The sequence below is a fragment of the Phenylobacterium sp. genome (assembly GCF_013822795.1).
In the GTDB taxonomy this organism is placed as follows: Bacteria; Pseudomonadota; Alphaproteobacteria; order Caulobacterales; family Caulobacteraceae; genus Phenylobacterium.
This window is the reverse complement of record NZ_PNLB01000009.1, coordinates 140,509-159,089: the sequence shown is the minus strand read 5'-3', so window position 1 is coordinate 159,089 and position 18,581 is coordinate 140,509. Positions and strand designations below refer to the sequence as shown.

Annotated in this window: 22 protein-coding genes, 1 tRNA gene and 1 pseudogene; 9 read left to right on the top strand and 15 right to left on the bottom strand. The window is 67.2% G+C overall.

The features are described 5' to 3' along the window. Positions 1-18 precede the first annotated feature (18 nt). Entirely contained in the window at positions 19-468 is a 450-nt protein-coding gene (locus tag C0481_RS10305; protein ID WP_293403313.1) for a low affinity iron permease family protein, read from the top strand. Here C0481_RS10305 and C0481_RS10300 read toward each other — a convergent pair. Genes C0481_RS10300 through C0481_RS10290 form a run of 3 tightly spaced genes read right to left on the bottom strand, consistent with a single transcriptional unit; the run spans position 465 to position 2,514 of the window. Beyond that, positions 465-914 carry an NUDIX domain-containing protein gene (locus tag C0481_RS10300; protein ID WP_293403312.1) on the bottom strand — a complete coding sequence of 150 codons (450 nt, stop codon included), beginning with the start codon at positions 912-914 and terminating at the stop codon, positions 465-467. The genes C0481_RS10305 and C0481_RS10300 overlap by 4 nt on opposite strands. A gap of 3 nt (positions 915-917) precedes the next feature. Further along, positions 918-1,922 (bottom strand): S1/P1 Nuclease, encoded by a 1,005-nt coding sequence (locus tag C0481_RS10295; protein ID WP_293403311.1) that lies wholly within the window; start codon positions 1,920-1,922, stop codon positions 918-920. A 10-nt stretch (positions 1,923-1,932) separates the two neighbouring features. Continuing rightward, entirely contained in the window at positions 1,933-2,514 is a 582-nt protein-coding gene (locus C0481_RS10290) for a glutathione S-transferase family protein (RefSeq protein ID WP_293403310.1), read from the bottom strand. A gap of 169 nt (positions 2,515-2,683) precedes the next feature. Here C0481_RS10290 and C0481_RS10285 point away from each other — a divergent pair, with 169 nt between their 5' ends. Together C0481_RS10285 and C0481_RS10280 are read left to right on the top strand one after the other, a co-directional pair. After that, positions 2,684-3,169 (top strand): 3D domain-containing protein, encoded by a 486-nt coding sequence (locus tag C0481_RS10285; RefSeq protein ID WP_293403309.1) that lies wholly within the window; start codon positions 2,684-2,686, stop codon positions 3,167-3,169. A 110-nt stretch (positions 3,170-3,279) separates the two neighbouring features. Beyond that, positions 3,280-3,594, top strand: coding sequence for a hypothetical protein (locus C0481_RS10280; protein ID WP_293403308.1), 315 nt, complete (start codon positions 3,280-3,282; stop codon positions 3,592-3,594). An 18-nt stretch (positions 3,595-3,612) separates the two neighbouring features. On the opposite strand, the gene C0481_RS10275 is transcribed toward C0481_RS10280, so the two are convergent. Next, complete coding sequence (locus C0481_RS10275) at positions 3,613-5,979, bottom strand: arylsulfatase (RefSeq protein WP_293403307.1); 2,367 nt, start codon at positions 5,977-5,979, stop codon at positions 3,613-3,615. Positions 5,980-6,108: 129 nt separating this feature from the next. Between C0481_RS10275 and C0481_RS10270 the strand changes: the two genes are divergently transcribed. Then, complete coding sequence (locus tag C0481_RS10270) at positions 6,109-6,687, top strand: AAA family ATPase (protein ID WP_293403306.1); 579 nt, start codon at positions 6,109-6,111, stop codon at positions 6,685-6,687. On the opposite strand, the gene C0481_RS10265 is transcribed toward C0481_RS10270, so the two are convergent. After that, on the bottom strand, positions 6,626-7,408 hold the full coding sequence (locus C0481_RS10265) for a PEPxxWA-CTERM sorting domain-containing protein (RefSeq protein WP_293403305.1): 783 nt from the start codon (positions 7,406-7,408) through the stop codon (positions 6,626-6,628). The two genes, C0481_RS10270 and C0481_RS10265, sit on opposite strands and share 62 nt — an antisense overlap. Before the next feature lie 261 nt (positions 7,409-7,669). Between C0481_RS10265 and C0481_RS10260 the strand changes: the two genes are divergently transcribed. Next, a complete protein-coding gene (locus C0481_RS10260) occupies positions 7,670-9,058 on the top strand; it encodes a PAS domain S-box protein (protein ID WP_293403304.1) in 1,389 nt (462 codons plus the stop codon). Positions 9,059-9,066: 8 nt separating this feature from the next. On the opposite strand, the gene C0481_RS10255 is transcribed toward C0481_RS10260, so the two are convergent. The 6 genes and pseudogenes from C0481_RS10255 to cobA all read right to left on the bottom strand — a co-directional run. Further along, a complete protein-coding gene (locus C0481_RS10255; RefSeq protein ID WP_363223398.1) occupies positions 9,067-9,828 on the bottom strand; it encodes a ferredoxin--NADP reductase in 762 nt (253 codons plus the stop codon). A gap of 131 nt (positions 9,829-9,959) precedes the next feature. Further along, positions 9,960-10,697, bottom strand: coding sequence for a phosphoadenylyl-sulfate reductase (locus tag C0481_RS10250; RefSeq protein ID WP_293403302.1), 738 nt, complete (start codon positions 10,695-10,697; stop codon positions 9,960-9,962). A gap of 7 nt (positions 10,698-10,704) precedes the next feature. Continuing rightward, on the bottom strand, positions 10,705-11,202 hold the full coding sequence (locus tag C0481_RS10245) for a DUF934 domain-containing protein (RefSeq protein ID WP_293403301.1): 498 nt from the start codon (positions 11,200-11,202) through the stop codon (positions 10,705-10,707). Further along, a complete protein-coding gene (locus tag C0481_RS10240) occupies positions 11,186-12,841 on the bottom strand; it encodes a nitrite/sulfite reductase (protein WP_293403300.1) in 1,656 nt (551 codons plus the stop codon). Before C0481_RS10240 ends, C0481_RS10245 begins: the two co-directional genes overlap by 17 nt. Before the next feature lie 13 nt (positions 12,842-12,854). After that, positions 12,855-13,211 carry a DUF2849 domain-containing protein gene (locus C0481_RS10235; protein WP_293403298.1) on the bottom strand — a complete coding sequence of 119 codons (357 nt, stop codon included), beginning with the start codon at positions 13,209-13,211 and terminating at the stop codon, positions 12,855-12,857. A 50-nt stretch (positions 13,212-13,261) separates the two neighbouring features. Next, positions 13,262-14,044: pseudogene (cobA, locus tag C0481_RS10230) on the bottom strand (uroporphyrinogen-III C-methyltransferase); the annotation flags it as partial. Positions 14,045-14,222: 178 nt separating this feature from the next. Here cobA and gcvA point away from each other — a divergent pair. After that, positions 14,223-15,179: a transcriptional regulator GcvA gene (gene gcvA, locus C0481_RS10225; RefSeq protein ID WP_293403296.1), complete on the top strand. Its 957-nt coding sequence runs from the start codon at positions 14,223-14,225 to the stop codon at positions 15,177-15,179. Positions 15,180-15,191: 12 nt separating this feature from the next. Further along, positions 15,192-15,524: a chorismate mutase gene (locus C0481_RS10220; RefSeq protein ID WP_293403293.1), complete on the top strand. Its 333-nt coding sequence runs from the start codon at positions 15,192-15,194 to the stop codon at positions 15,522-15,524. Here the strand turns inward: C0481_RS10220 and C0481_RS10215 are convergent. After that, complete coding sequence (locus tag C0481_RS10215) at positions 15,497-15,847, bottom strand: Hpt domain-containing protein (protein WP_293403291.1); 351 nt, start codon at positions 15,845-15,847, stop codon at positions 15,497-15,499. The two genes, C0481_RS10220 and C0481_RS10215, sit on opposite strands and share 28 nt — an antisense overlap. A gap of 90 nt (positions 15,848-15,937) precedes the next feature. On the opposite strand from C0481_RS10215, the gene C0481_RS10210 reads away from it, so the two are divergent. Continuing rightward, the gene (locus C0481_RS10210) at positions 15,938-16,642 is read left to right on the top strand and encodes a hypothetical protein (protein WP_293403289.1); all 705 of its coding nucleotides are present in this window, start codon (positions 15,938-15,940) and stop codon (positions 16,640-16,642) included. 123 nt (positions 16,643-16,765) lie between these two features. Beyond that, a tRNA-Lys gene (locus tag C0481_RS10205) sits at positions 16,766-16,841 on the top strand. A gap of 32 nt (positions 16,842-16,873) precedes the next feature. Here C0481_RS10205 and C0481_RS10200 read toward each other — a convergent pair. The 3 genes from C0481_RS10200 to cyoC are packed head-to-tail and all read right to left on the bottom strand — an operon-like array spanning position 16,874 to position 18,581. Further along, complete coding sequence (locus C0481_RS10200; RefSeq protein WP_293403287.1) at positions 16,874-17,569, bottom strand: SURF1 family protein; 696 nt, start codon at positions 17,567-17,569, stop codon at positions 16,874-16,876. Beyond that, on the bottom strand, positions 17,566-17,946 hold the full coding sequence (gene cyoD / locus C0481_RS10195; RefSeq protein ID WP_293403285.1) for a cytochrome o ubiquinol oxidase subunit IV: 381 nt from the start codon (positions 17,944-17,946) through the stop codon (positions 17,566-17,568). The genes C0481_RS10200 and cyoD overlap by 4 nt, the downstream gene beginning before the upstream one ends. Beyond that, positions 17,943-18,581 (bottom strand): cytochrome o ubiquinol oxidase subunit III, encoded by a 639-nt coding sequence (cyoC, locus tag C0481_RS10190; RefSeq protein WP_293403283.1) that lies wholly within the window; start codon positions 18,579-18,581, stop codon positions 17,943-17,945. Before cyoC ends, cyoD begins: the two co-directional genes overlap by 4 nt.

Sequence of the window (18,581 nt, the reverse complement as noted above, 5' to 3'; positions counted from 1 at the left end):
GCGGCGGGAGTTCCAGCCATGAGCGGCAAAGTCACCCACGTCTTCACCCAGTTCGCCACCGACATTTCGCGGCTGACCGGTCGCCCGCTGGCGTTTGTGACCTGCTTGGTCCTGGTCGTGTTGTGGGCGGTGAGCGGGCCGTTGTTCGGGTTTTCCGACACCTGGCAGCTGGTGATCAACACCTCCACGACCATCGTGACCTTCCTCATGGTGTTCTTGATCCAGAACACCCAGAACCGCGACAACAACGCTCTGCACGCCAAGCTGGACGAGCTGATCCGGGTGTCGAAGGCGCACAACTCCTTCATCGGCATCGAGAATCTGCCAGACAAGGAGCTCGAGGAAATCCTCACCGAGCTGGATGAAACCTCGACGCGCGTGCGGAAGGAAGCCGGCACCCCGAGCCGTCGACGCTCGCAGCCGAAGGCCAAGCCCGCGGCGCGCCGCCCGGCCCGCAAGCGCGCCTAGCGGCGCATCCAGGCCGCGACCGCCCAGGCGTGGGAGTCGTGGCGCAGGCTGGTGATCGCCTCGAGCGGCGCAAGCCACACCAGCGTATGGTCATCCTCGACCTTCACGGCCACGCCGTCTCCGTCCAGGTCGAGGACGAAGAAGGCGCTGCGGTTGTTCCAAGCCTCGCCCTCGGTGTTGACGAAGAACTGGTCGGCCAGGGCGAAGGAGTCGCGGGCGACGACCTTCAGGCCGGCCTCCTCGCCGAACTCGCGCACCACGCCCTCTTCGGGAGTTTCGCCTGGATCGACCCCGCCGCCGGGCAGGTCGATCCAGGCCGCACCGTCAGGTTTTTCGATCCGCACCACAGCAATCTGCCCGTTGCGTTCGAGGATCCCGAACGCGGCGGGGCGGTCGACATAGCTGCGTCCGGCCTGGCGATCGCCGAACTGGGGGACGGAGCGCATCGATCAATCCTTGCCGTAGAGGGAATCGAAGGGATCGGCCTTGCCGGCCAGCACGTCGTCGACGCGCAGCACCGGCCAGCCTACAGTCGCCTTGTCGCTGGCCCGCCAGGCCGAAACGATCATGTCGCGCAGCTCCGAAGCGCCCACCGCGAGGCGGGCGGCGGCGAAGTCCACGCCCCGGCGGTCGCCCCGCGCCAAGCCGCCAGCCTTCTCCAGTTCGTAGAACGGAATGACCTGGGTGCTTGTTTCCTTGAGATAATCCACCGTCCGCTTTTCGATCGGACAGTCGCACGATTTCAGCGGCGCCATCTTCATCGTCACCTCGGCAGGTTTGACGTTCTCGAAGACGAACTCGCTCTCGAACGGGCCGTGGATACGGGCGGTCGTGTATCCGTTGGGGTTCGGGTACTCGCCCCAGCCGTTGTAGTGCACGGTGACGTGCAGCGGCTGGGCGCCGTCCCCGACGAAGTGCGAGAGGTCGCCGATGGTCTGCAGGATCTGCGCCTCGCGACGGACCAGGTCGCGCTTGTACCAGACCTTGCGCACCGGGTTCTTCTCGCGGGCGGCCATGTAGGTCACCACCCGCCAGTAGCCGAAGTCCTTGGTCAGCTGCTGGTGACGATCGACGATCGAATACGGCAGGTAACCAGCCTTCCAGCTGTCGAGACCGGCGGCCTGCAGACCCTTCTCGTAGTCGGCGCGGGTCGCCGGCAGCGGCGTAAACGACGGCCCGCCAAGCAGCTTGCCCTCCTCGTCGAGATCCAGGAAGTGCCCGGCGTCGCGGTTGTGGTCGTGGATGCGGCCCGCGCCCTTGGAGCGGTCCTGCTCACGCGAGAGCTCGCCGATGTCGCGCACCGCCGTAGGCGTGCGCAGGAAGGCCGGAACCTCCGCCGGCAGGGCCCTGGCCGCTGCTTCTCCGACCATCCGGTGTCCCATCGCCCCCCAGGCGTGGGCCTGAGCGGGAAGGATCGAGAGCGCGGCGACGGCGGCGAGCAGCGGAGCTTTCATACGGTCCCGTTTAAGCGATCTTGAGCGCGGCCTCTACCCGCTTCACCCAGGCCTGGACGCGTGGGTAGCGGCCCAGGTCGAAGCCGCCCTCGTGGGCGACACGGGTGTAGGCGACAAGTGCGACGTCCGCGAGACTGAGGACCGAGCCGACCAGGAACGACGACGACGCCAATCCATCCTCCAGCCGCTGCAGCGCCCCATTGCCCCGCTCGACCAGCCTGGCCTCCAGCTCCGAGACCGGCTTGCCGGCATAACGCACTTGGAAGCGGGCGACGGCGACATAGGGCTCGTGGCTGTACTGCTCCCAGAACATCCATTCGAGCATCCGCGCACGGTCATAGGCGTCGACCGGGATGAGATCCGAGCCCTCGGCCAGATGGATGATGATCGCGTTCGACTGAGCCAGCGGGCGCCCGTCGTCGAGCACCACGACCGGCACCTGACCGGCCGGATTCAGCGCCAGGAACTCCGCCGTGCGCGACTCGCCGCGCAGGATGTCGGTCTCGATCCACTCGAATTTACGGCCAAGATGGTCCGCCACCCACTTTACCTTCAGGCAGTTTCCCGAGATGGAATCGCCATAGACGCGCATGCCTCAACCCCTTGTTGGTCAACGGATTGATAGCCTTCAGAGGGCTGCGGTGAAAGCGCTCGTGTCGAATTGTCGCGACGGGCCGCGGTTCACACGGGGTTGATCTGCCGCTCGGAGTCCGGGTACGAAGACGGCCGCTGCCAAGAACAACGACGAAGGAGCCGCCGTCATGCGACGTCGCCTCGCCGCCCTTGCCGCCCTCCCCTTCTTCTTTGGGCTGTCACAAAGCGCACAAGCCGCGCCCCAATCCGATCCGCTCGGAGACCTGATCGTGTCGGCCCTGACCGGCGCGCTGCCGGGGACGCCCGACTTCCGGATGAAGGCCACGCTCTACCACGCCGGCGCCAAGGGCGTGGGCTCGCTGGACTCGCTCGGCTGCAAGGTCGTCGCGATGCGCACCGTGGCCGTCGACACCAAGTTGATCCCGCGCCGCACGCGCCTGTTCATCAAGGAAACCGTGGGCTTGCCGATGCCCGACGGCTCGAAACACGACGGCTTCTGGTACGCCTCGGACACCGGCGGCGCGATCAAGGGCGAAAAGATCGACCTGTTCACCGGCCACGGCTCGTCCTCGATGCGCCCGCTGATGGCCCTGAACCTCGCCAAGCTCTCGGTCGCCAAGGTCGGCGAGTTCAAGGGCTGCCCGCCCGCCTAAGCGCCCCGCATAGGGCGGCGACAGGCCGCATAGCCTGGCTCCCCACACTGTTGGATCATGCCTTTCAGGTTCTGGGCTCCCCCAGCGCCTGAGCTGAAGGCCTGCGTACCGTGTCCGACATCAGTACGGGCGACATCGTCGAGTGCATCGACGACACGCCCTCCCGTCCCGAGAGCCAGATCATGCCCGACCTCGGGGCGCTCTACACCGTCACCTCGATCCGTCCGGTCAGCGACGGGCGCAGCGTTCAACTCAAGGAGCTGACGCCGAGCTGCCACCTGGGCGGCGTCTGCGCCTGCGGCCACTGCGGCTGGGACGCCGGCCGCTTCCGCAAGATCTACCGGCCGAACGGCGAGTTCATCGCCGCGCTGATGTGCGACGTGCCCGACGAGACCGAGATCGAGGCGCCCGAGCTGGTCGACTGACCAGCCCGGGCCGGCCCCCTATTGCCGGGCCATGGCGGCCTTGAGATAGGCCTCGATGGCGACCTTCTTGTCCTCCACCGCCTCGCCCGTGATATCGACCAACGCCTTGCTGATCGTGCCGCCAAAGCGGAACGGCGGGGCGTAGTCGGTCATCACCGGTGAACCGGAGTCCGCGCCGACGGAAACGCCGGCCGACAGACCCAGCGACAGCGGGATCGTCACAGGCAACGTACCTGCCCCCGCCTTCTTGCCATCGATGAGGAGCGTGATGTCGCCCGGCGCGCCCTTGCCCTTGAGCGGATCAGGTTTGCCGGTCGGCTTGAACTCGACGCTGAACACGTGGTCGCCCTCGGGGACCTTGCCGTCGGCCTGCACCTTGAAACGCTGATCGGCGACGTAGTTGTAGCCGTAGGTCAGCTTGCCGTCCTGAATGTAGAGGGCGAAGCCGCCGTCGTTGCCGCCCATCGAGAACAGGCATCCGTCGGCGCCGCCCTTGGGCACAGTGGCGTGCACCGAGACCGAATGCGGGGCGTTGAGCACCCGCGGCGCGGCGCTGCTCGGCACGATCTGAGTACCCGGGTAGTAGACGTACTTTTTGCGATCGACGGCGATCTGCGGACGCGGCTCGCCCAGGCGCAGGGTCCCGCGGCTGTCGATCGGCAGAACGTGGTACTTGCCGGCCTCGACGTACCACATGCCGATCATGGCGATCAGGCGCTCGCGCTCCTTGTCCGCCAGGTTGTTGGTTTCGGCGCAGTCGTCGTTGAGATTGTAGAGCTCCCAGCCGTGAGCATCGAGCTCGGTCAGCTTGTCGTAGTCGATCGGCGCGCCGAACCCGAGGCCGGACTCCACGAAGGACGTGCCCGGCCATGGACAGACCGCCCGCCAGCCGTCGTGATAGAGCGAGCGGTGGCCGAACATCTCGAAGTACTGGGTGATGTGCAACGGCGCGGCCTTGGCGTCGTCGAACGACGACTTCAGGCTGAAGCCTTCGATCGGCGACTGCGTGACGCCGCGGATATGCGTCGGCGGCTCGATGCCGAGGCAGTCGAGCACGGTCGGCACCATATCGATGGCATGGGCGAACTGGGTGCGAACCTGCCCCTTGGCCTTGATGCCCTTGGGCCAGCAGACCAGGAACGGATCGGAGACGCCGCCGCGATAGGTCTCGCGCTTCCAACGCCGGAAGGGGGTGTTGCCGGCGTGGGTCCAGCCCCACGGGTAGTGGTTGAAGTACTTCGGTCCGCCGATGTCGTCGATGGCGGCCAGGTTCTGCTCCAAGCTGTCAGGGACGTTGTTGAAGAACTTGTTCTCGTTCACCGATCCTGACGGCCCGCCCTCGGCGCTGGCGCCGTTGTCCGAGATCACCATGATCAGGGTGTTTTCGTATTCGCCCAGCTCTTTCAGGAAGGCGATCAGTTCACCGATGTGATGGTCGGCGTGCTCCAGGAAGCCGGCGAACACCTCCATCATCCGGGCGTAGAGCTTGCGCTCATTGGCCGGCAGCTTGCCCCAGTCCTGCACGTCCGGATCATGGCGCGACAGGGTGGTGTTCTTCGGGACGATCCCGAGTTCCTTCTGCCGGGCGAAGACCTTTTCCCGATAGGCGTCCCAGCCGTCGTCGAACTTGCCCTGGTACTTGTCGGCCCATTCCTTGGGCACGTGGTGCGGCGCGTGGCAGGCGCCGGTGCAGAAGTACATAAAGAACGGCTTGTCCGGCGCGACCTGCTTGGCGTCGGCGATCATCGCCTTGGCCTTTTCGACCAGGTCTGGGGTCAGGTGATAGCCTTCCTCGGGCGTCTTCTCCGGCTCGACCTGCATGTTGTCGCGGACGAGTTCGGGGTAGTATTGATGGGTGTCCCCGCCCAGGAACCCATAGTAGCGCTCGAAGCCCCGGCCGAGCGGCCAGCGGTCGTAGGGCCCAGCGGCGGACGTCGCCTCGGACGGGGTCAGATGCCACTTGCCGATGGCGTAGGTGTTGTAGCCGTTCTGCAGCAGGATTTCGGAGATCATGCCGTTCTCGAAGGGCATGTAGCCGTTACCGCCCGGGTAGCCGGTCGATCCTTCGGTGATGCACGACATAGCGTTGGAGTGGTGGTTGCGCCCCGTCACCATGCAGGAACGCGAGGGCGAGCAGAGCGCCGTGGTGTGCATGTTGGTGTAACGTAGGCCGTCTGCGGCCAAGGCGTCGAGGTTTGGAGTGCTGATCGGACTGCCGTAGCAGCCGAGGTGGCCGAAGCCGGTGTCGTCGAGCACGATGAACAGCACGTTCGGCGTGCCCTGCTTGGCGCGATTGGGCGCCGGCCAAGCCGGCTTGGAGACGTCGAACGTCCGCCCGATCACGCCGGGAAAGGCCTGGCCGGGTTCGTACTCGGTGAGCGCCATGGGGATCCTCCCTTGAATTGACGGTCGCCCCCGCACCTGGCCCAACCCTGGCTTGTCGTCCCCTGACCTGACCATCGGGTGTTCCCCGGAGCACCCTCGCCGCCGGCCCGCACAACCGCGTGAGGACTCATGAACAAGCCGAACTTCTTCCTGCTGACCGGCGGCCCAGGCGTGGGAAAGACCGCCCTGATCGAGGAACTGCGCCGCCGCGGCGAGCGGGTGGTCGAGGAGACCCATCGACGGGTGATCCGCGAGGAGGTCGCCAGCGGCGGGAGCGCCCTGCCCTGGATCGACCAGGACGCCTATCTGGCGCGCGCCTGCCGCGAGGACATCGCGATCTTCGAGGCGATGGTCGGCGTCGAGGAGCGCGTGTTCTTCGACCGCGGCATCCTCGACAGCCTGGTCGACGGCCAGGCGCCGGACTGGATGGAGCGCGCGGCGCAGACGCACCGATACAGCCGCGTGGTGTTTACGCCGCCGCCCTGGCCGGAGATCTATGCGCAGGACGCCGAGCGCAAGCAGACCTTCGAGGACTGCCTGGCGACGCACGCGGCGATCACGCGCCAGCTGCGCCGCCTGGGCTACGAGCCCGTGGACGTGCCGTTCGGCCCGGTGGGGGACCGGGCCGACTTCGTGCTGGGGGCCGCTAGGCCGCCAGCGGCTGACGACGGCGGCGGATCGCGACGCCGGCCAGCCCGAAGCCGGTGATCAGCATCGCCCAGGTCGAGGGCTCGGGGACTGCCGCGCTCGAGCCGGCGAAGTCCCAGGTCCCCTGGAAGCCCTGGGAATTGTAGAGGTTGTTATAGAGCCCGTTGCCGGCTTCGAGCGTGAACTGGTTCGAGAGGCTCTGGCGGTAGAAGCCGTCGACCTGCACCGGCCCGTCGACCTCGGTGTTGAAGTAGCTTTCGTAGCCCGAGACGTAGGAGCCGAGCTGCAGGACCGGGCGAGTGCTGGTCAGCGGTCCCAGATAGCCCATCACGCCGACGACCTTGCCGCCGGCGAACACGATCGCCGGCGCGCCATAGAAGCTGGTCGAAAACTCCGAGCCGCCGCCGGAGCGCTCGATGGAGTAGTCGCGCGTGAACACCGGATCGCCGTCGTAGATCTCATCGCCGGTGACCCAGGTGAGGCCTTCGCCAGTGATGTTCCAGGACTCGCCGGCCGGGGCCGAGCCCCAGCTGAAGAACGCCACCGAGTAGCCGGTGTCGCCCCATTTGACGATGTTGTCGGAGCTGATCCGGGCCGAGAGGGTGATGGTCTCGCCGACCGAGAAGTTGGGATCGACGCCGGTATTCTCCTCGCTCGGCCCCTGCCCCAGCTCGGACATCAGCGTGCCGGTGAGATTGAAGTTGTAGAACTGGGCCGCGTCGGCCGTGCCGGCGGTCACCACAACGATCGTTGCGGCCATGGCTCCAAGCATCTTCGACATCGGCAAAACTCCCTAGGGTAGAATTAATTCTCGCTAACCAATCCTAGATGTCAATGCGCCGCCGTCTCGCAGCGTTCGCCGAACACGAACGCCACAACGGCCAGCGATCTGAGCCCGATGCGCGGCCGGGAACCGAACGGGCCTTGACCCATTGGATTTGGCTGTATCCTTTGGGTTGTATCGACGGCCCATGCCGTTGGTCATGAGCGTGGCGAGCGGCAGACACCAAGCGTGATCGGCGAGGCGAGAACGGCGTTGCAGGTGTCCGCGCATTCCGGCGTGCTGACGGCGCTCAGCCAGGCGCCGCTGGGGATCGCCATCTTCGACCGCCAGATGCGCTATCTCGCGGCCTCCAGCCGCTTTCTGACCGAACAGGGCCTACCTGGCGACGTGCCGCTGGTCGGCCGCCACCACTACGAGGTCTTTCCCGACATTCCGCAGCGCTGGCGCGAAATTCACAGACGCGCCCTGCTGGAAGGATTGGAGCTCAGCCACGATGCCGATCCGTTCGAGCGCAGCGACGGCCGCGTCGACTGGATCCGCTGGTCCCTGAAGCCTTGGCGTGACGACGACGGGGAAATCGGGGGACTGGTGCTCTACACCGAGTACGTGACCCCCACCGTCGAGGCGCGGGCGCGGCTGGAGGCGGCCGAGGCGAGGTATCGCGCCGTGTTCGACCAGGCGGCCATGGGCGTGGCTCGTGTCGCCCCCGACGGGCGGCTGCTGGAGGTGAACGACCGCTTCTGCAGCATGCTGAGCTACAGCCGCGCAGAGCTGACCGACATGAACTTCCAGCAGATCACTCATCCAGACGATCTGAACTCCAACATCACGCTCACCAGGGCGCTGTTGGCAGGCGACATCGAGACCTACTCGCTGGAGAAGCGCTACATCGCCAAGGGCGGCGAGGTGATCTGGAACAACCTGACCGTCGCACTGGTGCGCAACGGCGCCGGCGAGCCCGACTACTTCATCTCGATCATCGACGACATCGGCGCGCGCAAGCAGGCCGAGGCCGAGCAGAAGCGCTATCAGGGCCAACTGCGGTTGATGATCAACGAGCTGAACCACCGGGTGAAGAACACCCTGGCCACTGTGCAGTCGATGGCCTCGCAGACCCTGCGCGGCGAGAGCGATCCGGACGTCGTGTACGAAAAGCTCGAAGCGCGGCTGCTGGGCCTATCGCAGGCCCACGACGTGCTGACCCGCGAGCGCTGGCATGGGGCGGAGCTTCGCGACGTCGCCGAACGGGCGCTGGGGCCGTTTGCGGGCGCAACCACCGGCCAGATCCACATCGACGGCCCGGCGGCGTGGCTGGCGCCCGGCGCGGCGCTCTCGATGGCGCTGATCTTCCACGAGCTGGCGACCAACGCCGTGAAATACGGGGCGCTGTCGGTTACCCAGGGACGGGTCGAACTGACCTGGATGCTCGAAGGCCCGGCGCTGACCGTCACCTGGGCTGAAGCCGGCGGCCCGCCCGTGACGCCGCCAACGCGAAAAGGGTTCGGCAGCCGGCTGATCGAGCGCGGGCTGCGCGGCGAACTGCGCGGCTCGGCGTCGACGACCTACGCGCCGGACGGGCTGATCTGCATCATGAAGGCGCAGCTGGCCGAACGCAGCGACCAGCTGAACCTGTTCGAGAGCGCCTGACCGGCGCGTTAGGTCTCGACGAAGGCCTTTTCCAGCACGAAATCGCCGGGAGCGGCGAGCGAGCCTTCTTCGTAGCCGCGCTCGACCAGCAGGGTCTTGAGGTCGGCCAGGACCGAGGGGCCGCCGCAGAGCATCAGGCGGTCAACCGCCGGGTCCAGCGGCGGAACGCCGAGATCCTCGAAGATCTTGCCCGAGGTGATCAGGTCGGTGATCCGGCCCTGGGTGCGGAACGGCTCGCGGGTCACGGTCGGATAGTAGCGCAGCTTGTCGCCGATCACCTCGCTGAGGATCTCGTCCTCGCGCAGGTCCTTCTCGAACAGCTCGGCGTAGTTCAGGTCCGAGACGTTGCGCACGGTGTGGGTGACGATCACTTCGTCGAAGCGGTCATAGACCTCCGGGTCGCGGGCCAGCGACAGCCAGGGGGCCAGGCCCGTGCCGGTGCCGACCATGTAGAGCCGCTTGCCGGGCTTGAGGCCGTCCAGCACCAGGGTGCCGGTCGGCTTCTTGCCGATCAGCACCTCGTCGCCGACCTTGATCTTCTGCAGGCGCGAGGTCAGCGGACCGTCGGCGACCTTGATCGAATAGAACTCGAGTTCGTCGTGCCACGACGGGCTGGCGATCGAATAGGCGCGCACCAGCGGCTTGCCCTCGACCTCGAGGCCGACCATCACGAACTGGCCCGACGAGAAGCGCAGGCCGGGATCGCGGGTGGTGCGGAACGAGAACAGTTCGTCGGTCCAGTGCTGAACCCAAGTCACGGTTTCGACCATGAAGGCGCCGCGCGCCTTGGATGCGGCCGGGGCCGGAGCGATTACGTCAGTCATGATGGATCTTTGGCTACCGAATGATCAGCGGCATTCTAGCCGCTGATGAGGTTGGTGCGTACTTAGCAACGCCGCGATCAGATGTCGCCGCCGACATTGTCGACAGCGCCCGGGGCGCGGGCGACATGGATGCCGCATTCGGTCTTGTCCTGCCCGGCCCAGCGACCGGCGCGGACGTCCTGGCCCTCCTCCACCGGCTTGGTGCACGGCCAGCAGCCGATCGAGGGGAACCCTTGCGCGACCAGCGGATGGGCGGGCAGCTCATGATCGAGCATGTAGGCGTCCAGCTCGGCCTTGCCCCAGTTGGCCAGCGGATTGAACTTCACCTGGCCATCGGCCTGCTCGACCACCGGCAGCGACAGGCGGTCGCCGCCGTGGAAGCGCTTGCGACCGGTGATCCAGCCGTCGAACTCGGTCAGCGCCTTGTCTAGCGGGACGACCTTGCGGACCTCGCAGCAGGCGTCGGTGTCGGTCTGCCAGAGCTTGGCGTTGGGATCGGCGAGCGCCAGATCGTTGTAGGCGGGGCGCAGGTCACGCACGTCGGTCAGGCCGAGCCGCGCGGCCAGGTTCTTTCGATAGTCGAGCGTTTGGCCGAACAGCATGCCGGTATCGAGGAACAGCACCGGGACGTCGCGCTTGATCTTCGAGATCATGTGCAGCAGCACCGCGGACTCCGCCCCGAAGGACGAGACCAGGGCCAGCTTGTCGCCGAACGCCTCGACCGCCGATTCCAGCACCGTGGCCGGATGGGCGTGGCGCAGCTCGGCGTCGAGCCGGGCCGCCAAGGTCGGACGCTCCAACTGATCGAAAGCCATGGTCAGCTCACTCCCTTTCGGCGAAGGCCGGCGCACGGCGGTCGGCCGCGCGCTGATAGACGTGACGTTGACGGTGAGCGGTGTGGGCCCACTGTTCGGGGGTCGAGCCGTCGGCCGGCTCAAAGGCGTCGAAGCCGACCCGGACCATGAACCCGGCCTGCTCACGCAGGACGTCGCCGACCGCGCGGACCTCGCCAGTGAAGCCGTAGCGCTCGCGCAGCAGGCGCGCGGCGGTATAGGCGCGGCCGTCGTTGAACTTCGGGAAGGCCACAGCGACCAGGGCGATGCGCGGCAGGTCGTAGGCCAGGACCTCGACCTCTTCGGCCGGCTCCAGCCGCACGCCGACCGAGCGGCCCTCGGCGAGCAGGCGTTCGCCCTCGCTCTGGAACCGGGTCAGCGAGATGATCAGGTCGCCGCGGACCAGGTCCTCGTCATCCGAGACGTGGGTGTAGGGATCCTCAACCAGCGAGAACTGGCCGTCCGTCAGCTTAATTCGCGTCGGCATAGACGGCCTCCTTGAAGGGAACGACGCCGGTGCGGCGGAAGGTGTCGAGGAAGCGCTCCTGCCCCTGGCGTTCGCGCAGATAGACCTCGACCAGGGTGTCGATGGCGGGCGCCACGCGGTCGGCCGGCAGGGCCGGGCCAAGCATGGAGCCGACGGCGGCGTCCTCCGCCCCCGAGCCGCCGAGGGTGAGCTGGTAGAACTCCTCGCCCTTCTTATCGACGCCCAGGATGCCGATGTGGCCGACGTGGTGGTGGCCGCAGGCGTTGATGCAGCCGCTGATCTTGATCTTCAGCTCGCCGATCAGTTCGGCCCGATCCTGGTCGGCGAAGGTGCGGGCGATGTCCTGAGCGATCGGAATCGCCCGGGCGTTGGCCAGGGCGCAGTAGTCGAGCCCCGGGCAGGCGATCATGTCGGTGATCAGATTGACGTTCGGCGTCGCCAGACCGGCCGCGTTCAGCGCCGCATAGAGCGCCGGCACGTCGTCCAGCTTCACGTGCGGCAGCACCAGGTTCTGCTCGTGGGTGACGCGGATGTCGTTCTGGCCGTAGCGCTCGGCCAGGTCGGCGACCACGTCCATCTGGTCGGAAGTGGCGTCGCCGGGGGTCTCGCCGATCGCCTTCAGCGAGATCTCGACGATGGTGTAGCCGGCGCGCTTGTGCTCACGCAGGTTGTTGCGCGCGAAGCGGGCCAGGCCCAGGTCGGCGGCCTTGGCGGCCTCGAACACTTCCGAGCGGTTGACCAGGGTGTCGAAGGCGGTCGCGGCGAAAGCGCCGCGGATGCGGGCGATCTCGGTGTCCGGCAGGTCGCTCTCCGGCCCGATCTTGGCCCATTCCTCTTCGACCTGGCGGCCGAATTCCTCGGCGCCGAGCGCGGCGACCAGGATCTTGATGCGGGCCTTGTACTTGTTGTCTCGGCGACCGTGGCGATTGAAGACGCGCAGGATCGCTTCCAGGTACGAGACCAGGCGGTTGGCCGGCAGGAACTCCTTGATCGTCGGGCCGACGAAGGGCGTGCGGCCCAGGCCGCCGCCGACGATGACCTCGAAGCCCAGCACGCCGTCGCGGCCGCGGCGCATCATCAGGCCGATGTCGTGAACCTTGGCGGCCGTGCGGTCCTTGGCGGCGCCGGTGATGGCGATCTTGAACTTACGCGGCAGGAACGAGAATTCCGGGTGCAGGCTGGACCACTGGCGGATCGCCTCGGACCAGACGCGCGGATCGTCGACCTCTTCGGCGGTGGCGCCCGAATAGGGGTCGGCGGTGGTGTTGCGGATGCAATTGCCGCTGGTCTGGATGGCGTGCATGTCCACCGCCGCCAGCCGGTCCAGGATATCCGGCGTATCGGCCAGCTTGATCCAATGGAACTGCAGGTTCTGGCGGGTGGTGAAGTGGCCGTAGCCCTTGTCGTAGGTGCGGCCGATGTCGGCCAGCACACGCAGCTGGGTCGGGTTCAGCGAGCCGTAGGGGATCGCCACGCGCAGCATGTAGGCGTGCAGCTGCAGGTACAGGCCGTTCATCAGCCGGATCGGCTTGAACTGGTCCTCGGTGATCTCGCCGGCCAGACGCCGGACCACCTGTTCGCGGAACTCGGCGGCGCGGTCGGCCAGGAATTCCTTATCGAGGGTGTCGTACTGGTACATGGCCCTCCCCTCTCTAACGCTTGATCAGATTGACGCGGCCCTTGGAGCGGGCGGCGCCGGACGCATGCTGCAGGGCCTCGATGGCGGCTCCGCCTTCGGCCTGCTTGCCGTGGTGCAGGTGGTTCGTGGGGCCAAGCGCGCGCAGGCGCTCGCGGTAGCTGACCGGCGCCCACAGGCCTTCGCTTTCGATCAGGTCGATCAGGTAGGGATCGACAATCACCGTCTGCTCGGTCTTGGCGTGCGCTTCAGCGGCCTCGCCGGCCTCGGCGGACTCGAAGAGCTCGGCGTCGGCGAAGCGCTCGACCCAGGCCCCAGCCTTCCAGAAGACGACTTCGCCGTCGGTCAGGCGATTTCCGGTCAGGGCTTTCATTTCACACGCAACTCAAGTTTCGATTCGAAGACGGCGGTATCGCTGGAAGCCTTGGCCAAGGCCATAGCCTCGCCGACGATCAGCAGAGCCGGGCCAGCGACCTGCTCGGCGGCGGCCGGCAGCTCGGCCAGGGTGGTGACGATGCGGCGCTCGTCCGGGCGGCTGGCGTTCTCGACCACCAGGGCCGGGGTCGAGCCGGCGCGGCCAGCGCCGATCAGCCGGGCGGCGATGCCCGCCGCGGTGGAGACGCCCATGTAGATCACGACGGTCTGGTTGGCCTTGGCCAGGCTTCCCCAGTCCAGATCCGGCTCGCTGCCCGCGGCGGCGTGGCCGGTGACGAAGGTGACGGCCTGGGCCGAGCCGCGATGGGTCAGCGGCGCGCCGGCGTCGGCGCTGGCCGCCAGGGCCGCGGTGACTCCGGGCACCACGTGGCATTCGACGCCGGCCTCACGGCAAGCCTCCAGCTCCTCGCCGCCACGACCGAAGATGAACGGATCGCCGCCCTTCAGCCGCACGACCTTCAAGCCCTCCTGGGCGAAGGCGACGAGCATGCGGTTGATCTCGTCCTGGGCGTAGGAGTGGCGCGACTTGCGCTTGGCGACGCTGATGCGCCGGGCCGAGGCCGGGGCCAGATCCAGGATCTCGTCGGTGACCAGCCCGTCGTGCACGACGACCTCGGCGGCCTGCAACGCCTTCAGCGCCTTGATGGTCAGCAGCTCGGGGTCGCCGGGACCTGCGCCCACCAGCCAGACCGCGCCGGTCGCGCGACGGCGCGCCCCGCCCAGCACGACGAGACGCTGGCCGCTCTCGTTTTTGGGCTTGCGGTGAGGCATTGTTTTTAGGTTCTCTAAACGCCAGAGCTTGAATGTGAGAGCGGGACGGGCTTGCACCCGCCCCGCCACATAATCCGCCGACGAAAAGGGCCAATACCTCGGCGAACGGTTGCAAATTGGTCGTGAAAGCGCCAATTCGCAACCCAAGGACTTCTGCCGGGGGTGTCAGGAAAACTCGATGGAGCGTAACGCGGAGCGCCGCCGATTGCCGCCACTCAACGCCCTACGGGCGTTCGAGGCGGCTGCGCGGCACCTGAATTTTTCTCGGGCGGCGGACGAACTGTCCGTTACGCCGGGGGCCGTCAGCCAGCAAATCCAGAACCTGGAGGACTATGTCGGTGCGGCCCTGTTCAAGCGCACGCCAAAAGGCCTGCTGCTGACCGACGCGGCGCAGACCGCCCTGCCCGCCCTGCGCGAGGCGTTCGACCGCTTGGCCGAAGCCGCCTCGATGCTGACCGCGGCCGTGGACGGGCGGCGCCTGACGCTGACCGCCGCGCCGTCGTTCGCCGCCAAGTGGCTGGTGCCGCGGCTGGGCCGATTCGAGGAGCTGCACCCGCAGGTCGACGTGTGGCTGTCCGCCGGCCTGGAACTGGTCGACCTGACCGCCGGCGAGGTCGACGTCGCGATCCGCTACGGGGCCGGCCGCTACCCGGGCCTGGAGGTCCGCCGACTGATCGGCGAAACCGTGATTCCCGTGCTTTCTCCGGAACTTGCGGCCAGCATCCCGCTGAACGAACCAGCCGATCTGGCCAACCACATCCTGCTGCACGACGGCTCGCCCGAGCCCGACGATTCGTGCCCCGATTGGACCATGTGGCTGGCCGCCCGCGGCCTGCGCGGCATCGACGGCGCCCGCGGCCCACGGTTCAACCAGTCGAGCCTGGTGATTGAGGCGGCGGTCAACGGCCGCGGCGTGGCGCTGGCCAAGCGCACCCTGGCCCAGGCCGACCTGGACGCCGGCCGCTTGGTCGCCCCGCTGCAGATCGCGACGGCGGTCGACTTCGCCTATTACGTCGTCCATCCGAAGGCCAAGGGCCGCCTGCCGCAGGTCAAGGCGTTCATCAACTGGATCGCGGCCGAGGCCGAAGCCCACGAAGCTGCGCTAAGAAGCCTGGACAACGGGGCCGGGATTTAGTCCTAAGCGGCCATGAAAATCGTTGTTGATGAGCGGCCCTTGCCGGCCGACTGCGAGACCATGCTCGACGTCCGCAAGGGCGTCGATGCTTTGGACCGCGCGCTTGTTCTGATGCTGGCCGAGCGCCAGCGCTACATGGACGCCGCTGCCCGTATCAAGTCCGAGCGCCACACGGTGCTGGACACCGCGCGGATCGAGGACGTGGTGACCAAGGTCAAGGCCGCGGCCCGCGAGGCCGGACTGTCCGAAGAGATCGCCGAGCCGGTCTGGCGGACGCTGGTCGACCGCTGCATCGCCTACGAGTTCGGCGTCTGGGATCAGCTGCGCGGCGTGCGTAACGACTGAAGCGCCCGCTCGTGGGCGTAGGCCGCGACGTCGGCCAGCGCCGCATCGAGCGCGTCCTTGACCCCATCCAGCGCGCCGGGGCCCGCGGCCTCGGCGTGCGCGCAAGCGTCGCCGAGCTGGAACGCCCCCACGCCGCGGGCGGCCCCCTTGATGGTGTGCACGGCGTCGCGCCAGCCCTCCGAGGCTGGGTCGAGGAGCGTGGCCCAGATCGCCGCCTGTTCGCGGAACAGGCTGAGCACCTCGTCGATCACGTCGCCGTCACCGGCCGTGAAGCCTTCGAGATAGCCGAAATCCACCGCCCCGGTGAGGTCGCGCCTCGCCATGAAAACCCCCACTGATCGTCGTCGTGCAAACCGCTCGACCTCGACGTGAACTTGCCTAAGTTGCCGCTGGCCTAGCAAGGGACCATGCACATGAAAATTCTGGTCGGAACGCCCACCTACAACGGCCAGGTGACCGGCCAGTACACCCGCAGCATGCTGGAGCTGCAGGCGATGCTGGGCGCGGCCATGGGCTGGGAATCGACCAAGGCCGTGATCATCTCGACCGCGCGCAACCTGCTGGCCAGCCGCGTGCTGGAGACCGACCATACGCACCTGTTGTTCGTCGACGCCGACGTCAGCTTCCCGGCCGGCGTGGTGCAAAAGATGATCGCGCTGAACGAGCCGGTGGTCGCGGGAATCTATCCGCAGCGGACCTTGAACGTGGCGGCGTTCCACGCCGCCTCCCGCAAGCACGACGATCCGAACACCGCCTTCGCCGCCGCGCTCAGCTATCCGGTGGACCTGGTCGAGCCGCACGCGATCAAGGGCGAGTTCTACGAGGCCAAGACGGCGCCGACCGGGCTGATGCTGATCAAGCGCGAAGTGTTCGAGCAGATGCGCGCCGCCGACCCGTCGCTCTATCGCAGCGCCGAGGGCAGCTACTACGGCTACCAGAACCTCAAGAACGTGCTGCAGTGCTTCGAGCCGCTGGCCGATGAGAACGGCGTGGCGATGAGCGAAGATGTCTCGTTCTGCCATCGCTGGCGGGCGCTGGGCGGGAAGATCTGGACCCTGTTCGACCACTATATCGGCCACACCGGGCCCTACACGTTCCGTCCGATGCCGGCCGGATGACAAAGACGCTTGCAACGCAGATCGAGACTCGCTAACAGGACGCCTCCCCAGCGGGGCCGCGAGCGAAACGCTCTTCGGGCCGGCCAGGGAAACAACCGCAAAGCCTTACGGCGTAACGGTTACGGGTGCATAGCTCAGTTGGTAGAGCAGCTGACTCTTAATCAGCGGGTCGTAGGTTCGAATCCTACTGCACCCACCATTTCCTCAGAAATTGGTTGGACTTACCCCTCGCTAGACGGCGCGGGCGGGTTCGCCGCGCCGGCCGACGCCTGAACGCCAGACGATCGCCGCGCCGGCCAGGCTCAGCGCCGCCAGCCCGAACCAGGTCAAGGCGTAGGCCAGGTGAGCGTTGCGGAACGCCACCACCGTCAGCCCGCCGATCGGATAGCCCGAGCCCGCCTCCGCATCGACGAAGAACGGCGCGGCCTGCTCCAGCCCGCGGGCCCGGGCGATGGCGGCGACGTCGCGCGAGTACCAGCGGTTGGAGGTCGGATCGTTGCGGCGCAGGAACCCTCCCCCCGGTTCGCTGGCGCGGAGCAGCCCGACGACCTCGACGGTCCTTCCGGGCGCAGGGCGAGTCGTTGGATCGCGGAACTGCGCCGGCACGAAGCCGCGATTGACCAGCACCGTCCCGCCTGGCGTGCGAAGCGGCGTCACCACCCACCAGCCCGCCCCGCGCTCGGTCAGGGCCTGCACCAGGGTCTCACGGTCGTTTTGGAACGTCCCTGTCAGCCGCACGCGCGTGTAGGCGTCGGCGTCGCTGAAGACCGTCAGGTCCGTCAGCGGGCGCGGCGGCGCGTGGATGCGGGATTCGACACGGGCGATGAGATCGAGCTTCCAGACGCGCCGCTCGAGCTGCCACACGCCCAGCGCCATGAAACCGGCCGCCAGCAACAGGCAGAGCAGGGCGAACAGCCGCCGCTTCATGACGAGGCGGCTGCGGCCTCGGGCGGCATCGGCATCGACATCATGTTGCTGTTGAGGTGGTACATGATCCACAGCGAGCCGCTGATGACGATGGCCACCATCACCAGGGTGAACAGCAGGGCGAGCAAGGTCCAGCCGCCCTCGGCCTGGGTGTTCACGTGCAGGAAGAAGATCGTGTGGACGACGATCTGGATGAAGGCGAGCGCGATGATCCAGCCCGCCGTCAGCCGCGGGTCGCCCAGCGCCCCGGTCATCACCAGCCAGAACGGCGCGGCGGTGAGCACCGCCGACAGCGCAAAGCCGATCAGATAGTCCCGCCGCGTCCCGTGGCCGTGGGTGTCGCCATGGCCGTGCACGTGATTGTCTGATGCGTTCACCGCAGGACTCCGAGCAGGTAGACGAAGGTGAAGACGCCGATCCACACGACGTCGAGCAGATGCCAGAACATGCCCAGGCAGATCAGCCGGCGGCGGTTCTCCGGGATCAGGCCGCGCTGGCCGATCTGGACCATCATCACCGCGATCCAGATCAGGCCGAAGGTGACGTGCAGGCCGTGGGTCCCGACCAGGGTGAAGAACCCGGACAGGAAGGCCGAACGCTGCGGCGTGGCGCCCTCGGCGATCAGGCTGGCGAACTCGTAGAGTTCGATGCTGATGAAGGCGAAGCCGAACAGCGCGGTCACCGCCAACCAGCCCAGGGTCGCGCGTGTGCGGCCGGACTCCATGTCGATCATCCCCATGCCGAAGGTGATCGAGGAGAACAGCAGCATGGCGGTGTTGAGCGCGACCAGCGGCAGCTCGAAGATCTCGCGCGGGGACGGGCCGCCGGCGAAATTGCCCGAGACGACCCCGTACGTGGCGAACAGGGTGGCGAAGATGAGCGCATCGCTCATCAGGTAGATCCAGAAGCCGAGCAGCGTGCCGCCGCCGCTGGCGGCGTGGTGCTCGTCTTCCTCGACGAGGTAGTAGGTCGGGTTCACCGCCGGCGCGGCTTCGAGTGTTTCGCGCGCCAT